Here is a 22,896-nt window from a genome sequence, read left to right on the forward strand (position 1 = left end):
GATGAAATGCACTTAATTAGGGTGGATTAAACACTTTATTCCAAAAAAAAAGGAAATTGATCTAAATCTTACCCATTTTCTCAAGCACCAATAATAGTACAATTGGCAATGCTAGTAAACCGACCATTAGCGTATCCGTTTGCAATAGACTGGGCATAAATATTAAAGTACAAACATAACCGCCTATTGCACCACCGAAGTGTGCAGTATGCCCAATATTACCCAATCGTTTTTTCATGCCATAAATAGAATATAGCAGATATCCAATACCAAAAACAAAGGCAGGAATAAAACCATAAAAAGGAGAAAATGGTTGCAGAAGAACAACAGAGTAAACAATTCCCATTACAGCACCACTTGCACCTACAGCAGAATAGTATGGCTCATCTTTATGAAAATATAGTGCCAATAGACTACCTCCAAATAGACTCACTAGATATACTATTATAAATTGTGTTACTCCAAGCCAAGCTATAACTACGTCTGCAAAGAAATAAAGGGTAAGCATATTAAACAATAAATGTGAAATATCTACATGCAGAAATCCCGATGTTGCCATACGTTCTTTCTGACCTGCTTTAATTGCCCCAATACTAAATTTATAGCGTTCAAAAAAAGTAGTATCACTGAATCCCTTCATTGACACTAATACATTTGCCGCTATTATTGCTATGGTCGCTATATCAATGTTGTACATTATCTGCCCTTTATTTGGCGTCAAATATAACTATATTTGCCCATAATTTTTTTGAAAATGCAACTACTGGCCTTTGTTTTGATCTATCCATTTTTATGGGTTGTTTCTATTTTGCCACATCGCTTATTTTATGGTTTATCTGATATTGCCTGTTTCTTCATATACCGCGTATTTGGATATAGAAGAAAAGTGGTGCAAGAGAACTTGAATTTGGTCTTTCCAGATAAGTCTGCTGATGAAATTCATCGTATTGAAAAGGAATTCTACAAACACCTTTGTGATATGTTTTTAGAAATGGTCAAAACCATGAACCTTAGTAAAGAGGCTGTCGCTAAAAAATACCACCTTGTAAATCCTGAAGTTTTACTGGAAATCGAAAAAGAACGAAGTATTATTATTTTATGTGCACATTATGCCAATTGGGAATGGAACGTAAGCATCAATAACTACGTAAACTCTAAGGGGTATGCCGTTTACCAGAAAATAAACAACTCTTATTTTGATAATTTTATTAGAAAAACTAGAGCTAGATGGAATACTACTTTAATAACCCAAGCACAGACCGCCAAAACAGTCATTCATAATTTTAGAAATAATGTCCGTGCTACGTACGGTATGGTAAGTGACCAGTCACCACAAGCGCATAGAGCGCATTATTGGACAGATTTCATGGGAATAACTGTTCCTATATTCAATGGAGGCGAAGCTTTAGCTCGAAAGACAGGGCTAGCTACAGTATTCTTAAAAGTAAGCAAAGTAAAACGAGGACATTATAACGCGGAATTCATCCCTATTGCTGTAAATAGCAAAGAGACCGAAGAACATGAAATCACGGACAAATTCTTAAGGCTGACCGAAGAACAAATTCGAGAAAAACCTGAATATTATTTATGGACCCACAAACGTTGGAAACACAGGGGTAAAAAACCTGCAGCTTTTGCTGAGGTTAGTTAACGTTATAGCAAATAAAAAACCGGAAACAGTTGAACTGCTTCCGGTTTTTTTATCGATAAATATGATTTTATAAACCTGCTATAGATTTTATCTCACCAATAATTCTATCTGCTAATCCATCAGCTTCTGCCTGACTTTTAGCTTCTGTATAAATTCTTATAATTGGCTCTGTATTCGATTTTCTTAAATGAACCCAATTCTCTGAAAAATCAATTTTTACACCATCAATAGTAGACAACTCTTCGTTTGCATACTTTTCAGCCATAGATTTTAAAATTCCATCAACATCTAAACCAGGTGTCAACTCAATTTTCTTTTTACTCATAAAATAACTTGGGTAGCTAGCTCTTAATTCAGCCACAGTACCCCCTTTTTCAGCCATCAACATTAAAAATAACGCTGTACCTACTAATGAATCTCGACCATAGTGACTTTCTGGATATATGATTCCGCCATTACCTTCACCACCAATAATAGCATTATTAGCCTTCATTCTGGTAACCACGTTTACTTCACCTACTGCAGCAGCTTCATAAGTACCACCATGCTTTTGGGTAATATCGCGTAAAGCACGAGAAGATGATAGGTTAGAAACCGTATTACCTTTTGTTTTACCTAATACATAATCGGCACAAGCAACTAACGTATACTCTTCACCGAACATTTCACCATCGTTACTAATGAATGCCAAACGGTCAACATCTGGATCTACTACGATACCAAAATCGGCTTTTTCTTTAACCACTAAATCACAGATATCTTTTAAATGCTCTTTTAATGGCTCTGGATTGTGCGGAAAATGACCTGTTGGCTTGCAATACAGCTCTACCACTTCTACCCCGAATTCCTTTAAAAGTTTTGGTATAGCAATTCCACCTGTAGAATTCACTCCATCTACTACTACTTTGAATTTTGCTTTTTTAACTACTTCGGCATCAACCAAAGAAAGGTTTAAAACTTCATCGATATGTATATCGATATAACTATCATTCCTATTTATCACTCCTAAATCATCAACATCAGAAAAATCGAAATCTTCCTTTTCTGCTATTTCAAGAATTTTAGCTCCCTGGGCAGCATCTAAGAATTCTCCTTTTTCATTCAACAACTTTAAGGCATTCCATTGTTTTGGGTTATGACTTGCCGTTAAGATTATACCACCATCGGCATTTTCCATTGGTACAGCAATTTCAACGGTTGGTGTAGTAGACAGATCTAAATCTACCACATCGATACCTAAACCTACTAAAGTAGAAACCACAAGGTTTTGAATCATCTCGCCAGACAAACGGGCATCACGACCAATAACAACTTTCAACTTATCTTTTTTAGAATAGTCTTTCAACCAAACCCCGTAAGAAGCCGCAAACTTTACCGCATCAATAGGCGTAAGATTGTCTCCTGGTTTACCTCCAATTGTTCCTCGTATTCCTGAAATAGATTTTATTAGTGTCATATAATCTTAATAAGTTTTTTGCAAATATAAACGTATCATACTTATCACTATTGCCCTTCTTTGTAAATTCGACTTACAAAGCAATAAATAGTCGAATGAATTTTTTAGCGCATATCTACCTCTCTTTTAATGACAAAGAAATTACCATTGGCAACTTTATTGCTGACAGTATACGCGCCAATAAATTTCAACATTTACCCATAAAAGTTCAAAAAGGGATTAAACTGCATCGTCAGATAGACACGTATACCGATACCCATGTAATACCAAAAATTAGCAGTAAACGACTTCATGAAAATTATAGTCATTACAGCCGAGTTATCGTTGACATCTATTATGATCATTTCTTAGCCAAAAATTGGTCTACATATTCTGAGATTCCTTTGGATGTTTTTGTGGATGACTTTTATGACCTTTTAGAAGACAATTACGAGATATTGCCTATCGGAGTCAAAAAAATGATGCCTTATATGATTTCCGATAATTGGATATATAATTATTCGAAAATGGATGGCATTGCTCGCGTGCTTAACGGTATGAACCGTAGAACGAATAATAAATCTAAAATGAATTTTGCCATTATTGACCTTGAAGAACATTATGATGCTTTTGAAGCAGAGTTTACCGAGTTCTTCGAAGAACTAATTTCGTTCTCTAAACAAAAATTTGATTCACTCACTATATAGACATGCAATGCTAAGGTCATTTTTAATACATGTTTTTTGTACGCTATATATTCTTTGCTCAAATATGTGCTGCCCAGATGATGACGAACTTAATTACGAAGAATATGACATAACAACATCTGATGCAATCTTTATTTAAGATGACAAAAAAGTGTTTGAGGTTGGTGACAACCTTTGAGGTACGTCATAATACGAATAAAATAAATTAAATTACACGTAATTATAAGCCAATTGTTTATTTCATTTTTTACATATATAAAAAAAATTTAAATTATATATATTAATATCAATATATTAATACAACCAACCTAAACCTTTAATTTAATCACTTATGAACCAAATTAAAATAACACTTTTGCTCGTCGCCTTCATAACTTTAGGCAGTTGTAAAAAGAATCCTGCAGTACCAACAGGTACGGTTACAGATAAAGCGATGGTAGTATCGGCACGTGAAGAAGCTTCAAAAATTGGTAGCGATATCATGCAAAAAGGCGGTAATGCTTTTGATGCAATGGTCGCTACAGAACTTGCTTTAGTTATTGCCTACCCATTTGCCGGTAATATTGGCGGTGGCGGCTTTATGGTGTATAGAAAAGCAAATGGTGAAGTAGGCTCGCTAGATTATCGTGAAAAAGCTCCATTGTCTGCGCATAAAGATATGTATCTAGATTCTTTAGGTAACGTTATACCGGGCATGAGCACACTAGGTGCTACAGCCGTTGGGGTACCTGGCACCGTCGCCGGTATTATTGAGGTTCACAAAAAATTCGGTTCCCTACCCCTTGAAGAAATTATGGCCCCTGTTATTGCCTTAGCAGAGCGTGGCGTTGTGGTAACCGCAAATCAAGAAAAAAGATTAGCTAGTCAACGCGATAAATTTATAGAGGTTAATGGCGATAGTACCAAATTTGCTACTGTTTATAAACTGAACGACACTATCAAGTATCCTGCTTTAGCAAATACCTTTAGAAGTATCGCAAAAAATGGTAGAGACGGATTCTATAAAGGGGAAGTTGCAAAAAAGCTTGCCGCATTCATTCAAGAGAAAGGTGGCTTTGTTACTGAAGAAGATTTAGAAAAATACCAAGCGGTATGGAGAGATCCTATAAGTTTTAATTATAAAGACCTGCATATTATTTCTATGAGTCCGCCTAGCAGTGGCGGTATTACCATAAATCAAATTTTCAAAATGATGGAAAAATATGATGTTGCAAAACTAGGACACAATTCTCCAAAAATGGTACAATTGTTTACCGAAGCATCAAGAAGAGCCTATGCAGATAGAAACTACTTTTTAGGTGACCCTGACTTTGTTGAAATACCTTATGACAAATTACTAAGTGATGAATATCTTGCCGAAAGAATGGCAAACTTCTCTTTTGACAAAGCAACAAAATCTTCTGAAGTAGAACATGGCAATATTGAGATTCTTGAAAGTATGGAAACTACCCACTACTCTATTGTTGATCAAGAAGGCAATGCCGTATCGGTAACAACTACACTAAACGGTGCATATGGCTCAAAGTTGTATTCAGATGAGTTAGGCTTCTTCCTAAATAATGAAATGGATGATTTCAGTGCTAAAGCCGGCATACCGAATATGTTCGGTCTTGTTGGTGCCGAAGCAAATAGTATAGCAGCCGAAAAAAGAATGTTAAGCAGTATGACCCCAACTATCGTTGAACGCGAAGGTAAGTTATGGATGGTTGTCGGTACACCGGGTGGATCTACAATTATTACCGCTGTTGCCCAAACCATTTTGAACGGATATGAGTTTAAAATGAGTATGCAAGACGCTGTTAATGCGCCTCGCTTTCATCATCAATGGTTACCTGATATGATTATCTTTGAACCAGACGGATTTTCTTCGACCTTAACCGATGAGCTAAAATCTAAAGGGTATATTATAAATGAAGAAAGCACCCCAATTATAGGCAAAGTAGATGCAATACGTATTTTATCAAATGGCAAACTTGAAGGTGGTGCCGATAAACGCGGAGATGATGCTGCTGTAGGGTTTTAGGTAAAACTAAATTTGAAATTTAATAGATTATTTTTCAGTTACAATGACTTACAAATGAATTATTTGAATATATTATGCTAAAGAAATTATTTAAGTTAATTGGTATTTTCATATTACTTGCCGCAATAGCCTACGGTGTTTTATATTATCTCTATAATGAACCTGTACCTACTGGTGAATCCGGACCTGAAGCCGACGCTTTGGCGTACAGAATGTTCGACGCACTCAATTACAAAAATTTCAATAATACCAAAATTTTAGAATGGTCTTTTCGCGGTAATCATACGTACAAATGGGATAGGGAAAAACAAATAGTTGTAGTTGGTTATGATGATGTTGTTGTCAACTTAGATTTGATCACCCCGCATTCAAGTACTGCTACGATCAACAACGAACCTGCGTCTTATGAGAAAACGCAAGAATTAATTGAAAAAGCTCAAAGCTATTTTAATAATGATTCTTTTTGGTTAGTTGCTCCGTTTAAAGCTTTTGATCGCGGTACCGAACGTTACTTAGTTAATTTAGAAGATGGCTCTGAGGCGCTGCTTGTAACTTATACTCAAGGCGGCGATACACCTGGTGATTCATATTTGTGGATTATAGAACCTAGCGGAAGACCAAAAAGCTTTAAACTTTGGACAAAAATAATCCCAATTGGTGGCGTTGAAGCTTCTTGGGAAGATTGGATAGAAACGGAGAGTGGTGTATTCTTACCTACCCAACACAAACTTGGTCAGTTTTCTATATCAATGGGAGATGTCAAAGGCACTTACTAAAATTTATATACTCAATTACAGTTTAACTATTTCACTTAAGCAAATCATTAAATGCAAGATTATAAATTTCCTTTAGATTTCAAATTCCATATCGGCACACTATCCAACGATTTTTCTGCAGTTGATGCTAATGGTAATATGGTTGCCTATGTAAAACAGAAACTTTTTAAATTTAAAGAGGCTGTTGGCGTTTATCAAAATGATAGTAAAACGAATTTACTTTACAATATCAAAGCAGACAGGTGGATAGACTTCTCGGCATGTTATTCTTTTTCGGACCCATCTGGTAAAGAATTTGGTAAAATAGGTCGCAAAGGTTGGGCATCGATTTGGAAAGCGCATTATGAAATATTTGACCAAAACAAACAACTTAAGTACACTATTAGAGAAGAGAATGCTTGGGTAAAAGTTTTGGATGGCTTAGTAGGGCAAATACCCGTAATTAATCTTTTTACAGGTTTATTTTTGAACCCTGCGTATTTGGTTATAAACGGCAACAATGAAACCGTTGTTCGCTTATCTAAAGAAAAATCTTTAGTAGGTCGTCGATTTAAAGTTAGTGAAGTAAAAAAACTGAACGGAAATGATGACGATATTATCATATTAAGTTTAATGATGATGGTTTTACTAGAACGTCGTAAAGGCTAAAATTCTGCCAAACTATATTCATTTAAAACCATATCCCATTCTTCAGTTTCTACTATTTCTAAGATTCGCTGCGAAATGCGCTGCTCTAATTCTATATGCGTTTTTGGGAGTCCGAAGGCATAAAATTGAATATCAAATTTTACGGGCAGCAACTCTAATTTATGTAATGCAGAATCTCGCTGAATGGCATATTTTAATATAGGCTCATCATACATGAAAGCCTTTAATATACCTTTATCTAAATCTTTTAAACCCGTCGGCACATTAGTGTACTTACGTATATCTCTAAAAAAATGTTCTGATAAGAAATTTTCAGTGCCAGAATTGGCAATAGTACCCACTGCCCTATCTTTAAATTCATTGAAACCATCGGGGTTATTAGTAAGTTGATTCACGGTTAAACTTGATGCTATGCTCGCTGTTAATCCTGAAATAAATAAGAGTCCGCCAAACATTAATAGTAAAGCAGTAAGTTTTCCTAGCTTAGTTACCGGCGCTTTATCACCATAACCAACAGTTGTTAAGGTTACTGCAGACCACCACATACCGTCCCACAACCCTCTGCTTCCAGGTCTAAATGCTTCCGGATTCATTTTTCGTTCGAACAACCAACCTAAAACTCCAAACAGAAAAATAATAAATAGTAAAATCAACAAACCACTTAAGAAACCGACATTGAAAAATCCACCTACGAACTGCTTAAACTTATCAAAAGAAGATACTTCGGCAATAGCTATCGTCGCATTCGAGGCGTAAAAAGAATGTGTGAACTCCATTTCTTTACTACGTTGACTAGTAATGGTTAACGGATTAATACTTAAATCAATTCCGCCAGAACGAAGTGAATCTAACATTGGTGAAAATTCCATAGGAATCATCTCATATTCTATATTCAAATCACTAGCCACTCTTTTCCATAACCAAACGTTTAAGCCTTCTAAATTTTCTCCACTTTGAAATATAAATGGTGCCGCAGCAGTGTAACCAACGCGTAATTTTTCAGTCTCTGTTTGACCACTTAATGAGTTAGAAATTAGAAATAGGGTAATCAATAGTAGTGTCCTCATAATTATAATAAGATTTCTATTCTCTTAATATAATCATTTTATAGGGTATCTGCAGATTACCCTAATCGCAGAAATTAAAGTAATTTTAAGTTTTTAAAGAAACTAAGTATATGGATATTAAACTAATTACCTTCAACGAAGTTACGTCAGACTTACAATCTCAGCTGACTGAACTTTATAAACAATTGAATGCAGAGCTAACTCAACTAGACTTAGCTTCTGCATTATCTGATTATAACACAACTGTTGTTGCCATATGTATGGATGATGATATTTTGGTTGGCATTGCTATGATGGCTAAATATAAAGTAGTATCTGGACACAAGGGAATGATTGAAGATGTTGTTGTTTCTTCTAAATATAGAGGTTCAGGTATTGGCAGAAAGCTAATGGAAAAACTGCTAGAACAGGCGGAAAAATCAAAACTTGACGATGTACTACTATTCAGTGGTCACCACAGAACTGCAGCAATTTCCCTTTATAAAAGCTTAGGATTTATATTAAAAGAAAGCGGTATGTATATTAAAAAATATTAAAGTTATTATTTAATTAACCTTCTTAACATGTTGTAATTGATCTTTTAACTCATTCATCGACTCTTGTAATTGACGTAAAAGACCATTATCAGTTGTAGCATCAACATTAAAAGTTATTTTACTACTTACTTCCCAAATTTCTTGAATCTGAAATGGTTTTATATCATAAGGCGGATAGGTTTCATTTAAAGATATTAAAGTAATATTATTTGAATTCGGTCGCTTTTCAATTTTCTTTACCATAATCGAATCTTGTAATACAACTACATACATTTTATTGGCGTTAACATAATCTATATGCTCTATTGCTTTTGCCAAAACCCATTCGCCAGGATGTAAATTTGGTAACATACTATCACCTTCTACTTGAAACCCTCGATAGGTTGCATTTCTAAATTCTGGAATAGGTAAATCGAATGCAGGTAATTGTTGATACCAACTAGTATCTGCAATATTCTGAGGATACCCAGCAGCAGCTTTTGCATTTACCAAAACCATGTTGTCGCGATTGGCAGAATCGACAGTTACCACTTTAGGTATTACACTAGTCTTTGAAGTCTCTAAATATTGCTCTTCACTTTCGCCAAACAACCAAAGCGGATTTATTTTAAACTGTTTTAATAATTCTGACACTACTTTACCAGATAATTTGGTTCTACCACGCTCTATATCGGCTGTTGTATTAGATACACCAATGAGCGCGGCAAAATCTGCTTGTGTAAAGCCTAACTCCCTTCTTAAGTCGGTAAATCGCTTTAATGTCAGTTCGTTTTCCATAATCTTTTCAGCTTAATAAAGATTTTAATACTTCTTTATACTCCAAATATAGTGATTATGGACTATATCCAAAATAATATTTGGAATATTTCCATAATTAGGAATTAATCCATAATTTTGGAATAATTACTAATTGCTATGGATTTTAATCGCATTAAAGAAAAATTAAACATATTGGCAGATGCTGCAAAATACGACGTGTCTTGTTCTAGTAGCGGTAGCAATCGCAAAAATAAGGACAATGGTCTTGGTGATACCGGTAATGGTATTTGCCATACTTACACCGAAGATGGTCGTTGTGTTTCATTGTTGAAAATTTTGCTGACCAACCATTGTATTTTTGATTGTGCCTATTGTGTTACCCGTAAAAGCAATGATATTCAAAGAGCTGCTTTTAAAATACAAGAGGTAGTTGATTTAACCATCAATTTTTATAGAAGAAATTATATAGAAGGACTATTCTTAAGTTCTGGTATTTTTAAAAGTGCCGATCACACTATGGAACGGTTGATAGCCGTTGCCAAAAAACTTCGGGAAGAAGAAAACTTTAACGGGTACATTCACCTTAAATCAATACCTGGTGCTAGTGATGAATTAATGTATGAGGCCGGATTATATGCTGACCGTTTATCGGTCAATATTGAAATCCCCACTATATCCGGCCTTAAACTTTTAGCGCCAGACAAAAAGCATGAAGACTTTATTAAACCGATGCTGAAGGTGAAAAATGAAATTATACGATACACCGAAGAGCGTAAGATTATTAAAAGCACCGCAAAATATGCTCCGGCCGGTCAAAGTACGCAAATGATAGTTGGTGCTACCGGCGAAAGCGATAAAGATATTATGTACTCAGCCACCCACTTCTATAAGAATTACAATATGAAGCGGGTTTATTATTCGGGGTACGTACCTATTTCAACCGATAGTCGTTTACCGGCATTGGGTAGTCAGGTACCCATGCTACGTGAAAATAGATTATACCAAACAGATTGGTTACTTCGGTTTTACGGATTTAGTGTCAATGAAATTTTAGATGCAGATAATCCGAATTTAGATATGGATATAGATCCCAAATTAATGTGGGCACTTCGAAATCTAAATCATTTTCCTGTAGATATTAATAAAGCAGAACCACGAATGTTAGCGAGAATTCCGGGAATTGGTATGGGGTCTGTACACAAGATAATTAGCGGTAGAAAATATCGGAATCTTAACTGGGAGCATTTAAAAAAAATGGGGATTGCCCTTAATCGTGCAAAGTATTTTATTGTCTGTAACTCCTCTGATTGGGAACGACGAGACCTAGATGCGCCTACCATAAAAAGTATGATTTTACAAACTCAAAACAGCAAATTCAAAACTCGTTATAACAATCAATTATCTCTATTTAACTAAACTTATAATTTAATACACTTAGTAGACTATGGAAAATATTATTAACACCTTGAACTCGACAAATATATCAATTTCAAATACTGTTATTGACCGTAGTCAGAGTCAAATACTAGCAATAGGATACCAAATGGTATTATTAAAAATAAAGATTAAAAAAAGAGCAAAAATTGTATCACGAATATTTTTCTTCAACTTCTAAAACTAGTTATATGAATGCTTCAAAAACCTTAGTTTACGATGGTAGTTTTAATGGTTTTTTAACTGCTGTTTTTATTGGCTTTGAACAAAAATTAACTCACGCCGATATTCAAAAAAATAGTCAATTTCAAAGTGGACTGTTTGCAGAGACCGAAACGATTTTTACCAATGTTGAAAAAGCACAACGCGTTTGGAATGGAGTGCGAAAAAAAAGTAATTCAGCAATAAAGAATATCTACTTTGCTTTTTTAAGCGAACAGAATAATATTGAAGCACTACTCTATCATTATATTCAAAAATTAATGGGAGGCACATATTTAGGTGCTACAGATTTTAGCGATGCCGGTATTTTAAAAATTAATCAGCTAGCGCATAAAGTAGGAAGAGAAAAACATCGTATGGAAGCATTTGTCCGATTTCAGCTTACTAAAGATGATGTGTATTTTGCCAATATAGAACCAGATTTTGATGTACTACCTTTAATCTCTAAACATTTTAGAAATAGATACGCTGACCAACAATGGATCATTTATGATGTAAAACGTAAATACGGACTATTCTATGATTTAAATACTGTTGAAATCATTTCATTAGACTTATCTGATATTCATACCAATAGTATACAGAAAAGTGCTGCTTTTACAGATGTTGAATTTGAATATCAAGACCTTTGGAACAATTATTTTAAAAGCACCACTATAAAATCTCGTATTAATAACAAACTACATGTTCAACATGTACCAAAGCGTTATTGGAAATATCTGTCAGAAAAAAAAGCCGTTTAATACTATGAACTTTGTCTTATATATCATTTTCAATGAAGCTTACCAGCCTCTTTGAATTGATAACAGCAAATTCTAAGCTGAAACTTTATTCTCATGTTATGCTTATCTCAATTTAAAAATGAAGTGAATAAAACTTAAATCACCGTTGCCTTAAACTTATATTTTTATTATCTATTGGTATAAATGATAATTTTATATCAGGGTCGTTACTTGTTCTAGAATCATCTACTTAATAAATTTAGCTCGCCATAAGTACTGGAGTATGACCTTGGTCATATTTCATAAAACTCACTCACCTTACTTTTACCTTAGAAATAAGTGTATGAAACTCAGACCTCATACTATATTACGGTGATGGATTTTTAAATAAAAGTTGACTGGGTTATTGGTTTTAAATTTCAATACCATAATAAGATGTTTTTAAATTGAAAAATATTATAAATGATGAATTATCAAATAAAGGCTTCTTCGACGTACAATAATGATGCTGAAATTCATATTAAGCAATCTGATATTGATTTTGGAACTACAGCTAAAACATCAGAGGTGCTACCTAATCCTGCAGAATTGTTCTTAGGTTCATTTGCCGCTTGCATGCTTAAAAATGTGGAGCGATTTTCTGAGATGATGAAGTTTACTTATAACCGAACAACTTTAGAAGTTAAGGCAGAACGACTTGATAATCCTCCAAGAATGGATAATATTGTTTACAGTTTAACCATTTTTAGCGATGATGAAAAATTAAACACAACGCTCTTAAAAAAGAATATTGAAAAATATGGCACCATTTACAATACCGTTAAACTATCATGTGCAATATCTGGTTCAATTAAAACCAATGCTATTCTTTAATTAAGTCTCGACAATTTTTAAATGACAAATAGGTATATTTTACAATAAACATTGAGTAGCAGTAGAAAAATTTTATCTCACCAACCTACCCGTAATATTACCGGCTATAATATTATTGACTTCAGTAACGGTAGCAAAATTTACATCGCCGTCATACGTATGTTTTAAGGCACAAGCTGCACTTGCAAAATCCATGGCCTTAAAATCATCATATTGTTGCAATCCGTAAATTAAACCAGCCGCGAAAGCGTCGCCAGTACCAATACGGTCAACAACATGGGTAATATCTATATCTACAGTTTCTCTAAATTCAATACCATTCCACATTCTAGCCCTAATTTTGTGCCAAGAGCTATTCAATGATGTTCTAATTTTATCGAATACCTTTTCTATCGTAGGGAATTTTTCCATCAATTGCTTACTAGCTTCAATAAAATCATCATTACCATACCCATAATCTGTACCTAGAACTTCGTTAATTTCATTAACTCCGCCGATAAAAATAGTTGAATAATGCAACAGTTCAGTTAATGCCGCTTTTGGGTCTTGACCATACTGCCAAAGTCCGCTACGGTACGTTGGGTCCGCAGAAACAGCCATTCCCTTTTCTCTTGCAAGCTTCAATCCGTTTTTAAGCACGTCGAAAGCTCCTTGAGATAATGCAGGCGTAATACCTGTCCAGTGCATCCACTCGCCATCTGTCAGGGCATTTTCCCAATTAACTTTAGAAGGTTCAATTTCTGAGAATGCGGAGTGTGATCGATTATACGAAATCATACTTGGTCTAATAACTGCGCCTACTTCAAGAAAATAGACTCCTAAAGGTCTTTTCGATTTAATAACAGATGATGTATCAACTCCGAATTTTCGAATATATGTCATTGCCGTATCACCAATAAAATCATCTGATACAGCACTAATATGCTTCACGTTACCACCAAAATTTGAAATTGAGATTCCAACATTTAATTCTGTACCCCCAAAATAAAACTCGACAATATTAGACTGCACAAACTTTTTATGGCCTCTTGGCGAAATACGCATTAGCACTTCCCCAAATGTTATAATCTGACCCATGTTGAAATTTTTATCCTAAAATAGTTAATGCAAAATAAAAAACCTTTTGTTCTTTACAATTATATCAAAACAATGAAAAATTGATTTTTTTTAGTCTGATATAAACCTATTCAATAGCTATCATTATAATTTACTTTAAGTACAACCTTCTTGTATAATTGGCTAGCTTTTATATTTATAACAGCGCCAACAAAGGCATAAACATAACTATCTAACTTTTACTACTTGTCAGAGCAGTATCAATTTAAAAGCTATAAACTACTTCAGGTCAAGCCCACGAATTATTTATAAAAGAATCTTAAAATGTCAAGATTTATGCGAGCAGTAAGACCTAGCAAGCTTAGCGGCATTAAAAATTGAATGATTGAGCTAAAGTGTCAAATATGTGTTAACATACTATTACAATGAATCATAATCCATTAACATAGATATCTTCGTATAATAATTAAGCATCTTCAGATTTTTAAATATGAAAATTACCTCAATTCTTTTTCTACTATTATCATGTAATACGTTCATATCTTTTAGCCAAAATAAAATTGCTGAAGAGAAATTTGTTACTATTGGTGGTATAGATCAATGGATTACCATAAAAGGTGATGATAAAAACAACCCAGTAGTACTCATGATTCATGGCGGACCTGGTAGTACAATGAGTCAATTTGAAGACCACATGTATACTAATTGGAAAAAAGAATTTACAATTGTGCATTGGGATCAGCGCGGTGCCGGCAAAACATTTGGCAAAAATAGTCCCGTTGACATCAATGAAGAATTCTATGTAAACAACCCCTTAAGCCTTGCCGATATGACGAATGACGGCATTTTGGTTACGGAGTACCTTTTGAAGTATTTAAACAAACGAAAAGTCATACTTATAGGTACCTCTTGGGGCTCAATATTAGCTACACAAATGGCACAACAAAACCCTGATCTATACCATGCCTACATCGGTCATGCGCAATTTGTAAATTTTTCTAGTAACATCTCTAACGCATACTCAGAGGTATTTAAATTAGCTGAATCTTATGACGATCAAATAGCTATTGAAAAACTGGAAACCTTAGGTGCCCCACCATATAAACAAGCTAAAAACTACGGACAACTATTACGGATCGTAAAAAAATATGAAAAAATCAATGCTACCCCAGCACCATTAGAATGGGCTAAAATAGCTGGTAGCTATGAAAATAATGCAGATAGCAGAGCTCGATACAATGGCGATGACTACTCATTTTTAAACCTGGTCGGTGATGATAGTATGGGGATAAAATCTATGGTAAGTGGTATCAATTTTGAAAAACACGGACTTAACTTTCGCCTACCCGTATATATGATACAAGGTGAACATGATATATTGTGTTCTAAAGATTTAAGCAATCCATATTTTGAAAAAATTAGGGCTCCTAGAAAAGAATATTTCATAGTTTCTAAAGCAGCCCATGGATTTAACGAAGCTATTGTCGCAAAACAATATGATATTGTAAAAAATCTTAGAGTTCAAAATTGATATTGAATCAAGAATTACTTCCCTCCTTTTTCACCAATGAAATGATCACTTTTTGCTTTAAATAGTACATTGAATGAGGTAAGACTGCCATAAATACGTGTAATATACTGCTGTAAGTCAACTTTCTCTTGATCATCTAAATTCTTGCTAGAATTAATCTTCTGTTCCATTACCCGAATACGATCCCGAACCATAACAATTTTATGGAAGAATGTATTTATTGGAATTTCTTTAGTACTCATGCCAGCTTCACCAGGTTCTAAAATTAGGTTACCACCTTTCCATTTATCTGCAATGGCAACGCGTTGAGTGGCGTCGCTCCATTTTTGAAGAATAGCTACTAATGAACTTTCGACATCAAAAAAACTAACTGTATCTACTTCATTTTTAATAGCTTCTATTACTTCATATTCAGAATCTATATCAATAGTTTCAAGTCCGCTATCCATAAATGTAACCCAGTACATGGTACTTGATACATTTGTTATTACACCTTTACCGAAGTCAGTATGTGCTATTCTCGAGCCTATTCCTAAAAATTTCATTGTATTCAACTTTTGTTTGATGCTAATTTAATAGCACTTTTTTTCATCCGCAACTAGATATTGAAATTTCATTCGTAACTAATTATAATTTCGCTATTGCCATCTTAACTACTTCGTGTACATTTAAAGTCATCAGTTTTAAAGAATCATAAAATATCAACATGAAAAATATAGTGATAGTTGTTTTATTGAGCATTGTACTTACCGCTTGTGGTGAAAAAAAGAAAGAAATGAAAGTTATAAATCAAGCACCGGTAAAATTAAAAGCATTGATTATTGACGGACAAAACAATCATTACGTTTGGCCTAAAACCACGATGATGATGAAAGATTATCTTGAACAAACAGAGCTTTTTACTGTTGATATCCATAGAATGGATTCTGTTTGGTTAGGTATAAAATATAACCAGACAAGGCCTGAAGCCTACAATTCATTTATAGAAACCTATCCATTAACAGATAAGAGCTATCATATATCAGATAGCCCAATAAAAACTTCTGATTTTACTTTTGACTTTAATGACTACGATGTAATTATCTCGAATCTTGGTGCAGAATCTCCTTTATGGCCAGAGAAAACTAGAAATGATTTTGAAACCTATATGAAAAATGGAGGAGGATTAGTTGTCATACATGCAGCTAATAATGCTTGGGGAGAATGGGAAGAATTTAATAAAATGATCGGATTAGGTGCGTGGGGAGGTCGTGATGAGAAATCTGGACCTTATGTATATTATAATGAAGCTGGCGAAGTAATTGAAGATGCTTCAGTAGGAGTATGTGGTTCTCACGGACCAGAATATGAATTTCAATTAACTACAAGAGCACCTGAACACCCCATTATGAAAGGCATTCCCCAAAAATGGTTACACACACCTGACGAATTATACGAGCGCATGAGAGGTCCGTTTGAGAATGCTACAATCTTGGCAACGGCTTTTGCAGATGTAGAAAAAAATGCTCCACCATGGGACCCTACTATTACTGGTCTAGGTCAACATGTACCGCAACTAATGGCCATAAATTATGGAAAAGGTCGCGTATTTCATTCAACTCTAGGTCATTTTGATTACTCGATGGAATGTGTAGGTTTTATAACCACACTGCAACGAGGTGCAGAATGGGCTGCAACAGGAAAGGTTACCCAAAGCATTCCAGAAGATTTCCCGACAGCGGATACCAGCACTGCTAGATCATGGAAATAAACTGAAAAATTTATTTTGAAGATGGAGTACAACCTTCAGTTCTTCTAGTATCTATTAGGTAAATTATTTGCCATGCATCATTTTCTTTATAAAGTTGAAAAGAATTTACCCCACAGTGATGAAATGCCCCATTAAGCCAAAATTCATAGGGTACCCAAGCATTGGCCATATGTGCATCAATCTTTATAGTGTAATCGGTTAATCGTTCTTGAAAATTAACGGAATCTGGTATACTCGTAATAGAGTGTACTAAATCTGTATAATTTTCTGTACGCAATAAAAATTCACCAGCTTTATCTTTACCCACAGTCTGTAAGTAAATAGTTGAACTAACTACTTGTTGCATTGCCAAAGAGTCTTTTGCGTGAAATGCTTTGAAAAAATCATCAATTGTTTCTTTGACCAAAGTTTCATCTGATGTTTGCGCATAGATGCCAAAAGAAAGAAATACGAAAATCAATAAAAGTTTATTTTTCATGAGTATTTTATAATGTCTTTTCTAAATTACTCATATTAAAGTTTATTACTACTGTATTGGTTACGTTGTCTGCCCTATAATCTCATTAAAACTCCTTACTTTTATGGCAATAAATCAAGAATAGACAATGTCAGTAGCTAAAAAAGAATATAAGAGAGTCACGGTAAAATCTTTAGTTGATATGAAAAAGAATGGAGAAAAAATTTCCATGCTTACCGCATACGACTATTCAATGGCTAAAATTGTTGATGCCGCAAAAGTTGATGTAATTTTAGTTGGTGATTCTGCAAGTAATGTAATGGCGGGTCATGAAACCACGTTACCCATTACTTTAGATCAAATGATTTACCATGCATCTTCTGTAATTAGAGCTATAGACAGAGCATTAGTTGTTGTTGACTTACCTTTCGGAAGCTACCAAAGTGACCCTAAAGAAGCTTTGCGTTCTGCTATTAGAATCATGAAAGAAAGTGGCGCACATGCTGTAAAACTTGAGGGTGGTGCTGAAATTAAAGAATCGGTCAAAAGAATTCTTGCTGCCGGTATTCCTGTAATGGGGCATTTAGGTCTTACACCACAGTCAATATATAAATTTGGAACATATACCGTTCGTGCCAAAGAAGATGAAGAGGCTGAACAATTAATGGAAGATGCCAAATTATTAGAGAAACTAGGGTGCTTCGGCGTAGTTTTAGAGAAAATACCTGCTGAACTCACAAAAAAAGTTTCAGAAAGTCTTACTATACCGACCATTGGTATTGGTGGTGGAAAATATGCTGATGGCCAAGTTTTAGTCGTTCATGATTTATTAGGGATGACGCATGAATTTAACCCTCGTTTTTTACGTAGATACATGAACTTATATGAAGAAATGGGTAATGCGATTTCTAACTATGTAAGTGATGTAAAAAGTCAAGATTTCCCTAATGATGAGGAGCAATACTAATTAATTTATACATGTCGAAACCTTCTAGATACTTTTCTAAAATTTGGATTATAATCATTGTTTTAATGACTGTTGGTTGTGATCAAGCATCTAAAGAATTAACTCGACAAAAAGTAGCACCACAATCTTTTATACCCGTAATAGAAAATCATTTAATTCTAACCAATGTAGAGAATACGGGTGCAATGCTCGGGTTCGGTCAAGACTTCCATCCTATTGTTAAAAAAATAATATTTCAAGGTTTACCATTACTTGTATTGGTCATTATGCTTTTTAGAATAATGACTAAACCAAATTTAAACACATTTTTACTAGTTGCATTTGCACTTGTGATCGGTGGTGGAATAGGTAATTTGATTGACCGAATTGCCTATGGCTCGGTTACTGATTTTTTTCAATTACGCTTAGGGTTTCTAAGAACAGGAATTTTTAATCTTGCCGATGTTGCTGTAACCACGGGAGTTTTACTACTACTATTTTTGATATTCAGAGGAAAAAAACTGGCTATTTAGGTGATTGAAAATTCAAATAATCCAATTAAATTTTGTCAAAAAAAGAACATTCTACTATAGATAATCTTCAAGTTTTATTTGAAGACAACCACTTAATTATAATTAATAAACGCCCTGGCGATATTGTTCAAGGAGATAAAACCGGCGATTTACCTTTAAGCGAGACCGTAAAAGGCTATATAAAGAAAAAGTACGATAAGCCCGGCAATGTCTATTTAGGGGTTGTACATCGATTGGACAGACCTACATCTGGTATTGTAGTTTTTGCCAAAACGTCTAAAGCGCTACCTAGATTAAATAAAATGTTTGCTGAAAAGGATGCTAAAAAAACCTATTGGGCAGTAGTAAAAAACTGTCCTGAAGAGCCAGAAAAAAGATTAGTACATTATATGAAGCGCAATACCAAACAAAATAAATCGTACGCTCATAGTAGTGAAGTATCAGAAAGTAAAAAGGCTATTTTATCTTATAGAACAATAAAAAAACTAGACCGCTATTTTCTTTTAGAAGTGGACCTTGAAACGGGTCGACACCATCAAATACGATCTCAGTTAACAGCCATCGGCTGCCCAATTAAGGGAGATTTAAAATACGGATTCGACAGAAGCAATGCTGACGGTAGTATTCACTTACATGCTAGAAAATTACGTTTAATGCATCCTGTAAAAAAAGAACCTATAGAAATTATTGCTCCACCACCAAATGACCCAATTTGGAATGCGTGTCTTTAATTTTACTACTTTTAGAGAAACACTATAACCATGTTAAAGAAAATTTGCGCGCTAAGCGTATTCCTAATAATTACTTCGTGCGGTAGCTACAATTCTATTGATACCTTTTACAATGCACATAAAAATGACAACCAAGTTACTGCGGTTCGCGTTCCCCAATTTATGTTGTCGATAATCAGTGAAATTTCACCTGAAATGAAAGCTATGGTTGGTAATGCCAAAGATTTAAGATATATGCAATTTCCTAGCGAAACAGCTAGCAGAACTCAATTCTTAAATCAACAAATGAATGGTATTACCGGTAATTCATTTATTGAAGTTTTTAGAAAAAATGATGAATTAAAGCGAAATGTCGTTTCAGTTCGTGAGAAAAAGAATCTAGTTAAAGAAATTCTTATTTATAATAACAACAGCCAAACGGGGTCGTTTTTATATTTTAATGGGAATTTTGACCCTGTAAAGGTTCGTGAAATGGCTAAAAATGAGCAATTCACCAAATTCGGTGAAAATATTATCAGTCAGTTTGGCGCGAGTACTCCTGGTATAAATTCTCAAAACTAAAAACGGACATCAGGTCGGCTTTTTTGAGCGAATACTTTCTATTACTACAGAACTTAAAATAAGTATTCCGCCTAAGATTGTGGTGCCTTTAGGTATTTCCGACAAAAATATAGCTCCTATTATAATTCCATACACGGGTTGTACACTACTTAAAATACTTACCGTAGTAATATTAAAATGTTTAAAGGTCATTAAAAACATAGTATGGCCAATTGCTGTTGTTAAAATAGCCAACGCCACTAAAACTTCCCACTTACTTAATATAATTTCAGAAGAAATCGTAAATAAAAACGGGAATAACAAAATGCCAACTATACCTGTTTGGTAGGTCATTAACATAGAACCATTATACTTAGCGACCTTCTTTTTTAATAAAATATTTCTTAAAGCATATGCAAGTGCCGAGAACACCCCAAAGCCAATGGCTATGGTATATTCATTTTCAAAATCTAAAGACGGACTCAGAAAAAACATACCTGTAAGTACCAAAAAAGCGAGTAATAAATGCATTAATTCAAACTTCGTTTTTAAAAGTAGTGGTTCTAAAAATGCCGTTATTACGGGGTAAGTAAATATCGAAAGCATACCAATGGCCACGTTAGATAGTTTTAGCGCATAAAAATAAGCGACCCAATGTATACCCATTAAAATACCGCTTAAAAATATTATTGGAGCATCTTTCTTTTCTATTTTTAAGCTTAAGCCCTTCCACTTACAATAAATAAGTAAGGCAATAAATGCCAGTAATGCTCTTGAACCAATGGTTACGGGTACAGGTAATTGTACGTAGCGACCAAGAGCACCTGAAGTAGCTATGAAGAGCATAGCCAAATTAATTTCTAATAAGTGTTGTATGTGATTATTTCTCATTTAAGCAGAATATTTAGCGCGATTTTGCTAAAGCCTTTTCTCTCATAATCTGAGAAACTGGTTTATTCTGCAAATGACTCTCTAACCATGATAATATATCTAAATATAAAAATGCCCTTTTTTCATACGGATGGTCTTCATATTTTTTTAACTCGGTATATAATTTCTGAAATTCCGCTTTTAACTGACTCGGATAAATGCCCCCAAGACTTCTCAAGAACTTGATCATCTCTTTTTGCACAGCGTGCATGTCGTTCATTTTTAAGAGAAACTTATAGGTACTTTTTAATTGTATTTCTAAATGATAGTCCATACCAGCCTCATAATGAGCAACTAAGCTTAAAACACGAGCGAAGCACATTAAATCTTCACGCATTTTCAAATTCTTATTATCTATAATTTTTTTCAGATATTGAATGCAGGTCTTATTGTCCCCAATACCGAAATACAAACATGCAATTTTATAATACAGTACCATTACATGGTGAACATCTATTCTATCTCTATGCTTGTTAATACCGTATTCTATAATTTTCACTAAGTACAGTCCCTTTTCGAAGGTACCTTCTAGAAAATGTAGGTTCAGCTTATTGGCATTTAAGTACATAAAAACCAGTGAAGTGATATTATCGTTGTCAGGAAAATCCTTTTCCTTAATGGTATTCTCTAAACGTTCTAAAACTTCTTTAAACTGAGAGCTATATTGCACATAAAACAGAGATTCTAAAAGGTAATGATTGCCCTTTAAAAAGAAAACAGGGTTCAAATAAATCATGTCTTTATGATCATAAAAAAGATCTACCCATTTACTCGAATATTTGTAACACGATAAAAAATCTTGAGTAAGAAAACTATACCACAGATAGGCTTTATACAACCATAACTTTTCTCGAAAACCTAAATCTTCAATATTATATAAAGGTAAGTGATCGTTAAAATAAGTTTTTACTTTTTGGTAATCTTCATCACTACGTACATAACCAACCTTCAACATCATTCCGTAAAGCTGTAAAGAAAGATTTGAGAGTTTACTGGTCATAACATTATGCCCCGATAATTCTTTTGCCTGTATGGCAAGTTCATCTGCCCTATCTGGTATACTTCTGGTAATGTATTGGGTTTCAATAATTTTCTCTAGCTCAACAATTTCGTAAGCAATATTCTTTTCTTCGTTTTCAATAGCAACACTTTTTACCTTATCAAGAATCTTTAGACTTTGCTTGTAGAGTCCTTTTTGATATAATATAGTGGCAAAGTCTAATTGCTCTCTAATTTGAACCCTAATATTTTGATTGACCGGGTTCAATCTTAAACTGACTAAAATCTGCTTGTATAAGTGCGCTTTAAGGTTTGAAAGTTGTGCTTTTTTAACAATGCCACTTTCTAGAATGATTTTCTCATCATAATTCTTAATTTTATCCAATAAGTTGAACAGTGCCAAAAACTTGGCATCGGTATTCACTCCTAATCTGCCAACATAAAGCTTAAATTGGCGCTTCTCAGATTTAGAAAGTGATTTAACCAAAACGAATAAAGCATCTTTATGCGCATTTGTCATCGTAAAAATAAGAGTTTAAAGTATTGTAATTCAATGTTTTATATGCCTAA

At 34.2% G+C, this 22,896-nt stretch carries 24 protein-coding genes; 15 read left to right on the forward strand and 9 right to left on the reverse strand.

Annotated features, from left to right (window positions below; genetic code table 11):
• Nucleotides 1-61 precede the first annotated feature (61 nt).
• Nucleotides 62-697, reverse strand: coding sequence for a rhomboid family intramembrane serine protease (locus ACPF9A_RS21270; protein ID WP_424000269.1), 636 nt, complete (start codon nucleotides 695-697; stop codon nucleotides 62-64).
• 57 nt (nucleotides 698-754) lie between these two features.
• Between ACPF9A_RS21270 and ACPF9A_RS21275 the strand changes: the two genes are divergently transcribed.
• A complete protein-coding gene (locus tag ACPF9A_RS21275) occupies nucleotides 755-1,651 on the forward strand; it encodes a lysophospholipid acyltransferase family protein (protein ID WP_424000271.1) in 897 nt (298 codons plus the stop codon).
• A 67-nt stretch (nucleotides 1,652-1,718) separates the two neighbouring features.
• Here the strand turns inward: ACPF9A_RS21275 and glmM are convergent, their stop codons facing one another.
• Nucleotides 1,719-3,107, reverse strand: coding sequence for a phosphoglucosamine mutase (gene glmM, locus ACPF9A_RS21280; RefSeq protein ID WP_424000273.1), 1,389 nt, complete (start codon nucleotides 3,105-3,107; stop codon nucleotides 1,719-1,721).
• Between the two features lie 95 nt (nucleotides 3,108-3,202).
• Between glmM and ACPF9A_RS21285 the strand changes: the two genes are divergently transcribed.
• The 4 genes from ACPF9A_RS21285 (at nucleotide 3,203) to ACPF9A_RS21300 (ending at nucleotide 7,240) form a co-directional block, all read left to right on the forward strand.
• Nucleotides 3,203-3,793, forward strand: coding sequence for an ACP phosphodiesterase (locus tag ACPF9A_RS21285; protein ID WP_424000275.1), 591 nt, complete (start codon nucleotides 3,203-3,205; stop codon nucleotides 3,791-3,793).
• Nucleotides 3,794-4,124: 331 nt separating this feature from the next.
• Nucleotides 4,125-5,816 (forward strand): gamma-glutamyltransferase, encoded by a 1,692-nt coding sequence (ggt, locus tag ACPF9A_RS21290; protein WP_424000277.1) that lies wholly within the window; start codon nucleotides 4,125-4,127, stop codon nucleotides 5,814-5,816.
• 74 nt (nucleotides 5,817-5,890) lie between these two features.
• The gene (locus ACPF9A_RS21295) at nucleotides 5,891-6,592 is read left to right on the forward strand and encodes a hypothetical protein (RefSeq protein WP_424000279.1); all 702 of its coding nucleotides are present in this window, start codon (nucleotides 5,891-5,893) and stop codon (nucleotides 6,590-6,592) included.
• Between the two features lie 51 nt (nucleotides 6,593-6,643).
• On the forward strand, nucleotides 6,644-7,240 hold the full coding sequence (locus ACPF9A_RS21300) for a hypothetical protein (protein WP_424000281.1): 597 nt from the start codon (nucleotides 6,644-6,646) through the stop codon (nucleotides 7,238-7,240).
• Here ACPF9A_RS21300 and ACPF9A_RS21305 read toward each other — a convergent pair.
• Nucleotides 7,237-8,307, reverse strand: coding sequence for a substrate-binding periplasmic protein (locus ACPF9A_RS21305; RefSeq protein WP_424000283.1), 1,071 nt, complete (start codon nucleotides 8,305-8,307; stop codon nucleotides 7,237-7,239). The two genes, ACPF9A_RS21300 and ACPF9A_RS21305, sit on opposite strands and share 4 nt — an antisense overlap.
• A 110-nt stretch (nucleotides 8,308-8,417) precedes the next feature.
• Between ACPF9A_RS21305 and ACPF9A_RS21310 the strand changes: the two genes are divergently transcribed.
• Entirely contained in the window at nucleotides 8,418-8,843 is a 426-nt protein-coding gene (locus ACPF9A_RS21310; RefSeq protein ID WP_424000285.1) for a GNAT family N-acetyltransferase, read from the forward strand.
• A 9-nt stretch (nucleotides 8,844-8,852) separates the two neighbouring features.
• On the opposite strand, the gene ACPF9A_RS21315 is transcribed toward ACPF9A_RS21310, so the two are convergent.
• On the reverse strand, nucleotides 8,853-9,620 hold the full coding sequence (locus ACPF9A_RS21315; RefSeq protein ID WP_424000287.1) for an XRE family transcriptional regulator: 768 nt from the start codon (nucleotides 9,618-9,620) through the stop codon (nucleotides 8,853-8,855).
• A gap of 138 nt (nucleotides 9,621-9,758) precedes the next feature.
• Here ACPF9A_RS21315 and ACPF9A_RS21320 point away from each other — a divergent pair, with 138 nt between their 5' ends.
• From ACPF9A_RS21320 to ACPF9A_RS21330, 3 genes are all read left to right on the forward strand, one after another.
• Nucleotides 9,759-11,018, forward strand: coding sequence for a putative DNA modification/repair radical SAM protein (locus tag ACPF9A_RS21320; RefSeq protein ID WP_424000289.1), 1,260 nt, complete (start codon nucleotides 9,759-9,761; stop codon nucleotides 11,016-11,018).
• Nucleotides 11,019-11,227: 209 nt separating this feature from the next.
• A complete protein-coding gene (locus ACPF9A_RS21325; RefSeq protein WP_424000291.1) occupies nucleotides 11,228-12,001 on the forward strand; it encodes a TIGR03915 family putative DNA repair protein in 774 nt (257 codons plus the stop codon).
• Nucleotides 12,002-12,442: 441 nt separating this feature from the next.
• Nucleotides 12,443-12,853, forward strand: a complete 411-nt coding sequence (locus tag ACPF9A_RS21330) for an OsmC family protein (protein WP_424000293.1) — start codon at nucleotides 12,443-12,445, stop codon at nucleotides 12,851-12,853.
• Between the two features lie 72 nt (nucleotides 12,854-12,925).
• Here ACPF9A_RS21330 and ACPF9A_RS21335 read toward each other — a convergent pair whose 3' ends face one another.
• The gene (locus ACPF9A_RS21335; RefSeq protein ID WP_424000295.1) at nucleotides 12,926-13,930 is read right to left on the reverse strand and encodes a sugar kinase; all 1,005 of its coding nucleotides are present in this window, start codon (nucleotides 13,928-13,930) and stop codon (nucleotides 12,926-12,928) included.
• Between the two features lie 469 nt (nucleotides 13,931-14,399).
• Here ACPF9A_RS21335 and ACPF9A_RS21340 point away from each other — a divergent pair, with 469 nt between their 5' ends.
• Nucleotides 14,400-15,440, forward strand: a complete 1,041-nt coding sequence (locus tag ACPF9A_RS21340; protein ID WP_424000297.1) for an alpha/beta hydrolase — start codon at nucleotides 14,400-14,402, stop codon at nucleotides 15,438-15,440.
• A 14-nt stretch (nucleotides 15,441-15,454) separates the two neighbouring features.
• Here ACPF9A_RS21340 and ACPF9A_RS21345 read toward each other — a convergent pair whose 3' ends face one another.
• Complete coding sequence (locus ACPF9A_RS21345) at nucleotides 15,455-15,985, reverse strand: hypothetical protein (protein ID WP_424000299.1); 531 nt, start codon at nucleotides 15,983-15,985, stop codon at nucleotides 15,455-15,457.
• Between the two features lie 161 nt (nucleotides 15,986-16,146).
• Between ACPF9A_RS21345 and ACPF9A_RS21350 the strand changes: the two genes are divergently transcribed.
• Nucleotides 16,147-17,190 carry a ThuA domain-containing protein gene (locus ACPF9A_RS21350; protein WP_424000301.1) on the forward strand — a complete coding sequence of 348 codons (1,044 nt, stop codon included), beginning with the start codon at nucleotides 16,147-16,149 and terminating at the stop codon, nucleotides 17,188-17,190.
• Between the two features lie 10 nt (nucleotides 17,191-17,200).
• On the opposite strand, the gene ACPF9A_RS21355 is transcribed toward ACPF9A_RS21350, so the two are convergent.
• Nucleotides 17,201-17,668, reverse strand: a complete 468-nt coding sequence (locus ACPF9A_RS21355) for a nuclear transport factor 2 family protein (RefSeq protein ID WP_424000303.1) — start codon at nucleotides 17,666-17,668, stop codon at nucleotides 17,201-17,203.
• Nucleotides 17,669-17,795: 127 nt separating this feature from the next.
• On the opposite strand from ACPF9A_RS21355, the gene panB reads away from it, so the two are divergent.
• Genes panB through ACPF9A_RS21375 form a run of 4 tightly spaced genes read left to right on the forward strand, consistent with a single transcriptional unit; the run spans nucleotide 17,796 to nucleotide 20,418 of the window.
• A complete protein-coding gene (panB, locus tag ACPF9A_RS21360) occupies nucleotides 17,796-18,614 on the forward strand; it encodes a 3-methyl-2-oxobutanoate hydroxymethyltransferase (protein ID WP_133687749.1) in 819 nt (272 codons plus the stop codon).
• Nucleotides 18,615-18,625: 11 nt separating this feature from the next.
• On the forward strand, nucleotides 18,626-19,126 hold the full coding sequence (gene lspA, locus ACPF9A_RS21365) for a signal peptidase II (protein WP_424000305.1): 501 nt from the start codon (nucleotides 18,626-18,628) through the stop codon (nucleotides 19,124-19,126).
• Between the two features lie 32 nt (nucleotides 19,127-19,158).
• Nucleotides 19,159-19,857, forward strand: coding sequence for an RluA family pseudouridine synthase (locus tag ACPF9A_RS21370; protein ID WP_424000307.1), 699 nt, complete (start codon nucleotides 19,159-19,161; stop codon nucleotides 19,855-19,857).
• 30 nt (nucleotides 19,858-19,887) lie between these two features.
• Nucleotides 19,888-20,418, forward strand: coding sequence for a DUF4252 domain-containing protein (locus ACPF9A_RS21375; protein WP_424000309.1), 531 nt, complete (start codon nucleotides 19,888-19,890; stop codon nucleotides 20,416-20,418).
• Nucleotides 20,419-20,427: 9 nt separating this feature from the next.
• Here the strand turns inward: ACPF9A_RS21375 and ACPF9A_RS21380 are convergent, their stop codons facing one another.
• A complete protein-coding gene (locus tag ACPF9A_RS21380) occupies nucleotides 20,428-21,288 on the reverse strand; it encodes a DMT family transporter (protein ID WP_424000311.1) in 861 nt (286 codons plus the stop codon).
• A 13-nt stretch (nucleotides 21,289-21,301) separates the two neighbouring features.
• The gene (locus ACPF9A_RS21385; RefSeq protein ID WP_424000313.1) at nucleotides 21,302-22,846 is read right to left on the reverse strand and encodes a hypothetical protein; all 1,545 of its coding nucleotides are present in this window, start codon (nucleotides 22,844-22,846) and stop codon (nucleotides 21,302-21,304) included.
• Nucleotides 22,847-22,896 lie beyond the last annotated feature (50 nt).

The sequence above is a fragment of the Maribacter sp. IgM3_T14_3 genome (assembly GCF_049603095.1).
In the GTDB taxonomy this organism is placed as follows: Bacteria; Bacteroidota; Bacteroidia; order Flavobacteriales; family Flavobacteriaceae; genus Maribacter.

Coding starts and splice junctions, on each gene's coding strand:
- ACPF9A_RS21375 (WP_424000309.1), top strand. CDS start 19,888: ATGTTAAAGAAAATTTGCGCGCTAAGCGTATTCCTAATAATTACTTCG.
- ACPF9A_RS21335 (WP_424000295.1), bottom strand. CDS start 13,930: ATGGGTCAGATTATAACATTTGGGGAAGTGCTAATGCGTATTTCGCCA.
- ACPF9A_RS21345 (WP_424000299.1), bottom strand. CDS start 15,985: ATGAAATTTTTAGGAATAGGCTCGAGAATAGCACATACTGACTTCGGT.
- ACPF9A_RS21315 (WP_424000287.1), bottom strand. CDS start 9,620: ATGGAAAACGAACTGACATTAAAGCGATTTACCGACTTAAGAAGGGAG.
- ACPF9A_RS21310 (WP_424000285.1), top strand. CDS start 8,418: ATGGATATTAAACTAATTACCTTCAACGAAGTTACGTCAGACTTACAA.
- ACPF9A_RS21285 (WP_424000275.1), top strand. CDS start 3,203: ATGAATTTTTTAGCGCATATCTACCTCTCTTTTAATGACAAAGAAATT.
- panB (WP_133687749.1), top strand. CDS start 17,796: ATGTCAGTAGCTAAAAAAGAATATAAGAGAGTCACGGTAAAATCTTTA.
- ACPF9A_RS21340 (WP_424000297.1), top strand. CDS start 14,400: ATGAAAATTACCTCAATTCTTTTTCTACTATTATCATGTAATACGTTC.
- ggt (WP_424000277.1), top strand. CDS start 4,125: ATGAACCAAATTAAAATAACACTTTTGCTCGTCGCCTTCATAACTTTA.
- ACPF9A_RS21350 (WP_424000301.1), top strand. CDS start 16,147: ATGAAAAATATAGTGATAGTTGTTTTATTGAGCATTGTACTTACCGCT.
- lspA (WP_424000305.1), top strand. CDS start 18,626: ATGTCGAAACCTTCTAGATACTTTTCTAAAATTTGGATTATAATCATT.
- ACPF9A_RS21330 (WP_424000293.1), top strand. CDS start 12,443: ATGATGAATTATCAAATAAAGGCTTCTTCGACGTACAATAATGATGCT.
- ACPF9A_RS21305 (WP_424000283.1), bottom strand. CDS start 8,307: ATGAGGACACTACTATTGATTACCCTATTTCTAATTTCTAACTCATTA.
- ACPF9A_RS21320 (WP_424000289.1), top strand. CDS start 9,759: ATGGATTTTAATCGCATTAAAGAAAAATTAAACATATTGGCAGATGCT.
- ACPF9A_RS21275 (WP_424000271.1), top strand. CDS start 755: ATGCAACTACTGGCCTTTGTTTTGATCTATCCATTTTTATGGGTTGTT.
- ACPF9A_RS21380 (WP_424000311.1), bottom strand. CDS start 21,288: ATGAGAAATAATCACATACAACACTTATTAGAAATTAATTTGGCTATG.
- ACPF9A_RS21325 (WP_424000291.1), top strand. CDS start 11,228: ATGAATGCTTCAAAAACCTTAGTTTACGATGGTAGTTTTAATGGTTTT.
- ACPF9A_RS21355 (WP_424000303.1), bottom strand. CDS start 17,668: ATGAAAAATAAACTTTTATTGATTTTCGTATTTCTTTCTTTTGGCATC.
- ACPF9A_RS21300 (WP_424000281.1), top strand. CDS start 6,644: ATGCAAGATTATAAATTTCCTTTAGATTTCAAATTCCATATCGGCACA.
- ACPF9A_RS21295 (WP_424000279.1), top strand. CDS start 5,891: ATGCTAAAGAAATTATTTAAGTTAATTGGTATTTTCATATTACTTGCC.
- glmM (WP_424000273.1), bottom strand. CDS start 3,107: ATGACACTAATAAAATCTATTTCAGGAATACGAGGAACAATTGGAGGT.
- ACPF9A_RS21385 (WP_424000313.1), bottom strand. CDS start 22,846: ATGACAAATGCGCATAAAGATGCTTTATTCGTTTTGGTTAAATCACTT.
- ACPF9A_RS21270 (WP_424000269.1), bottom strand. CDS start 697: ATGTACAACATTGATATAGCGACCATAGCAATAATAGCGGCAAATGTA.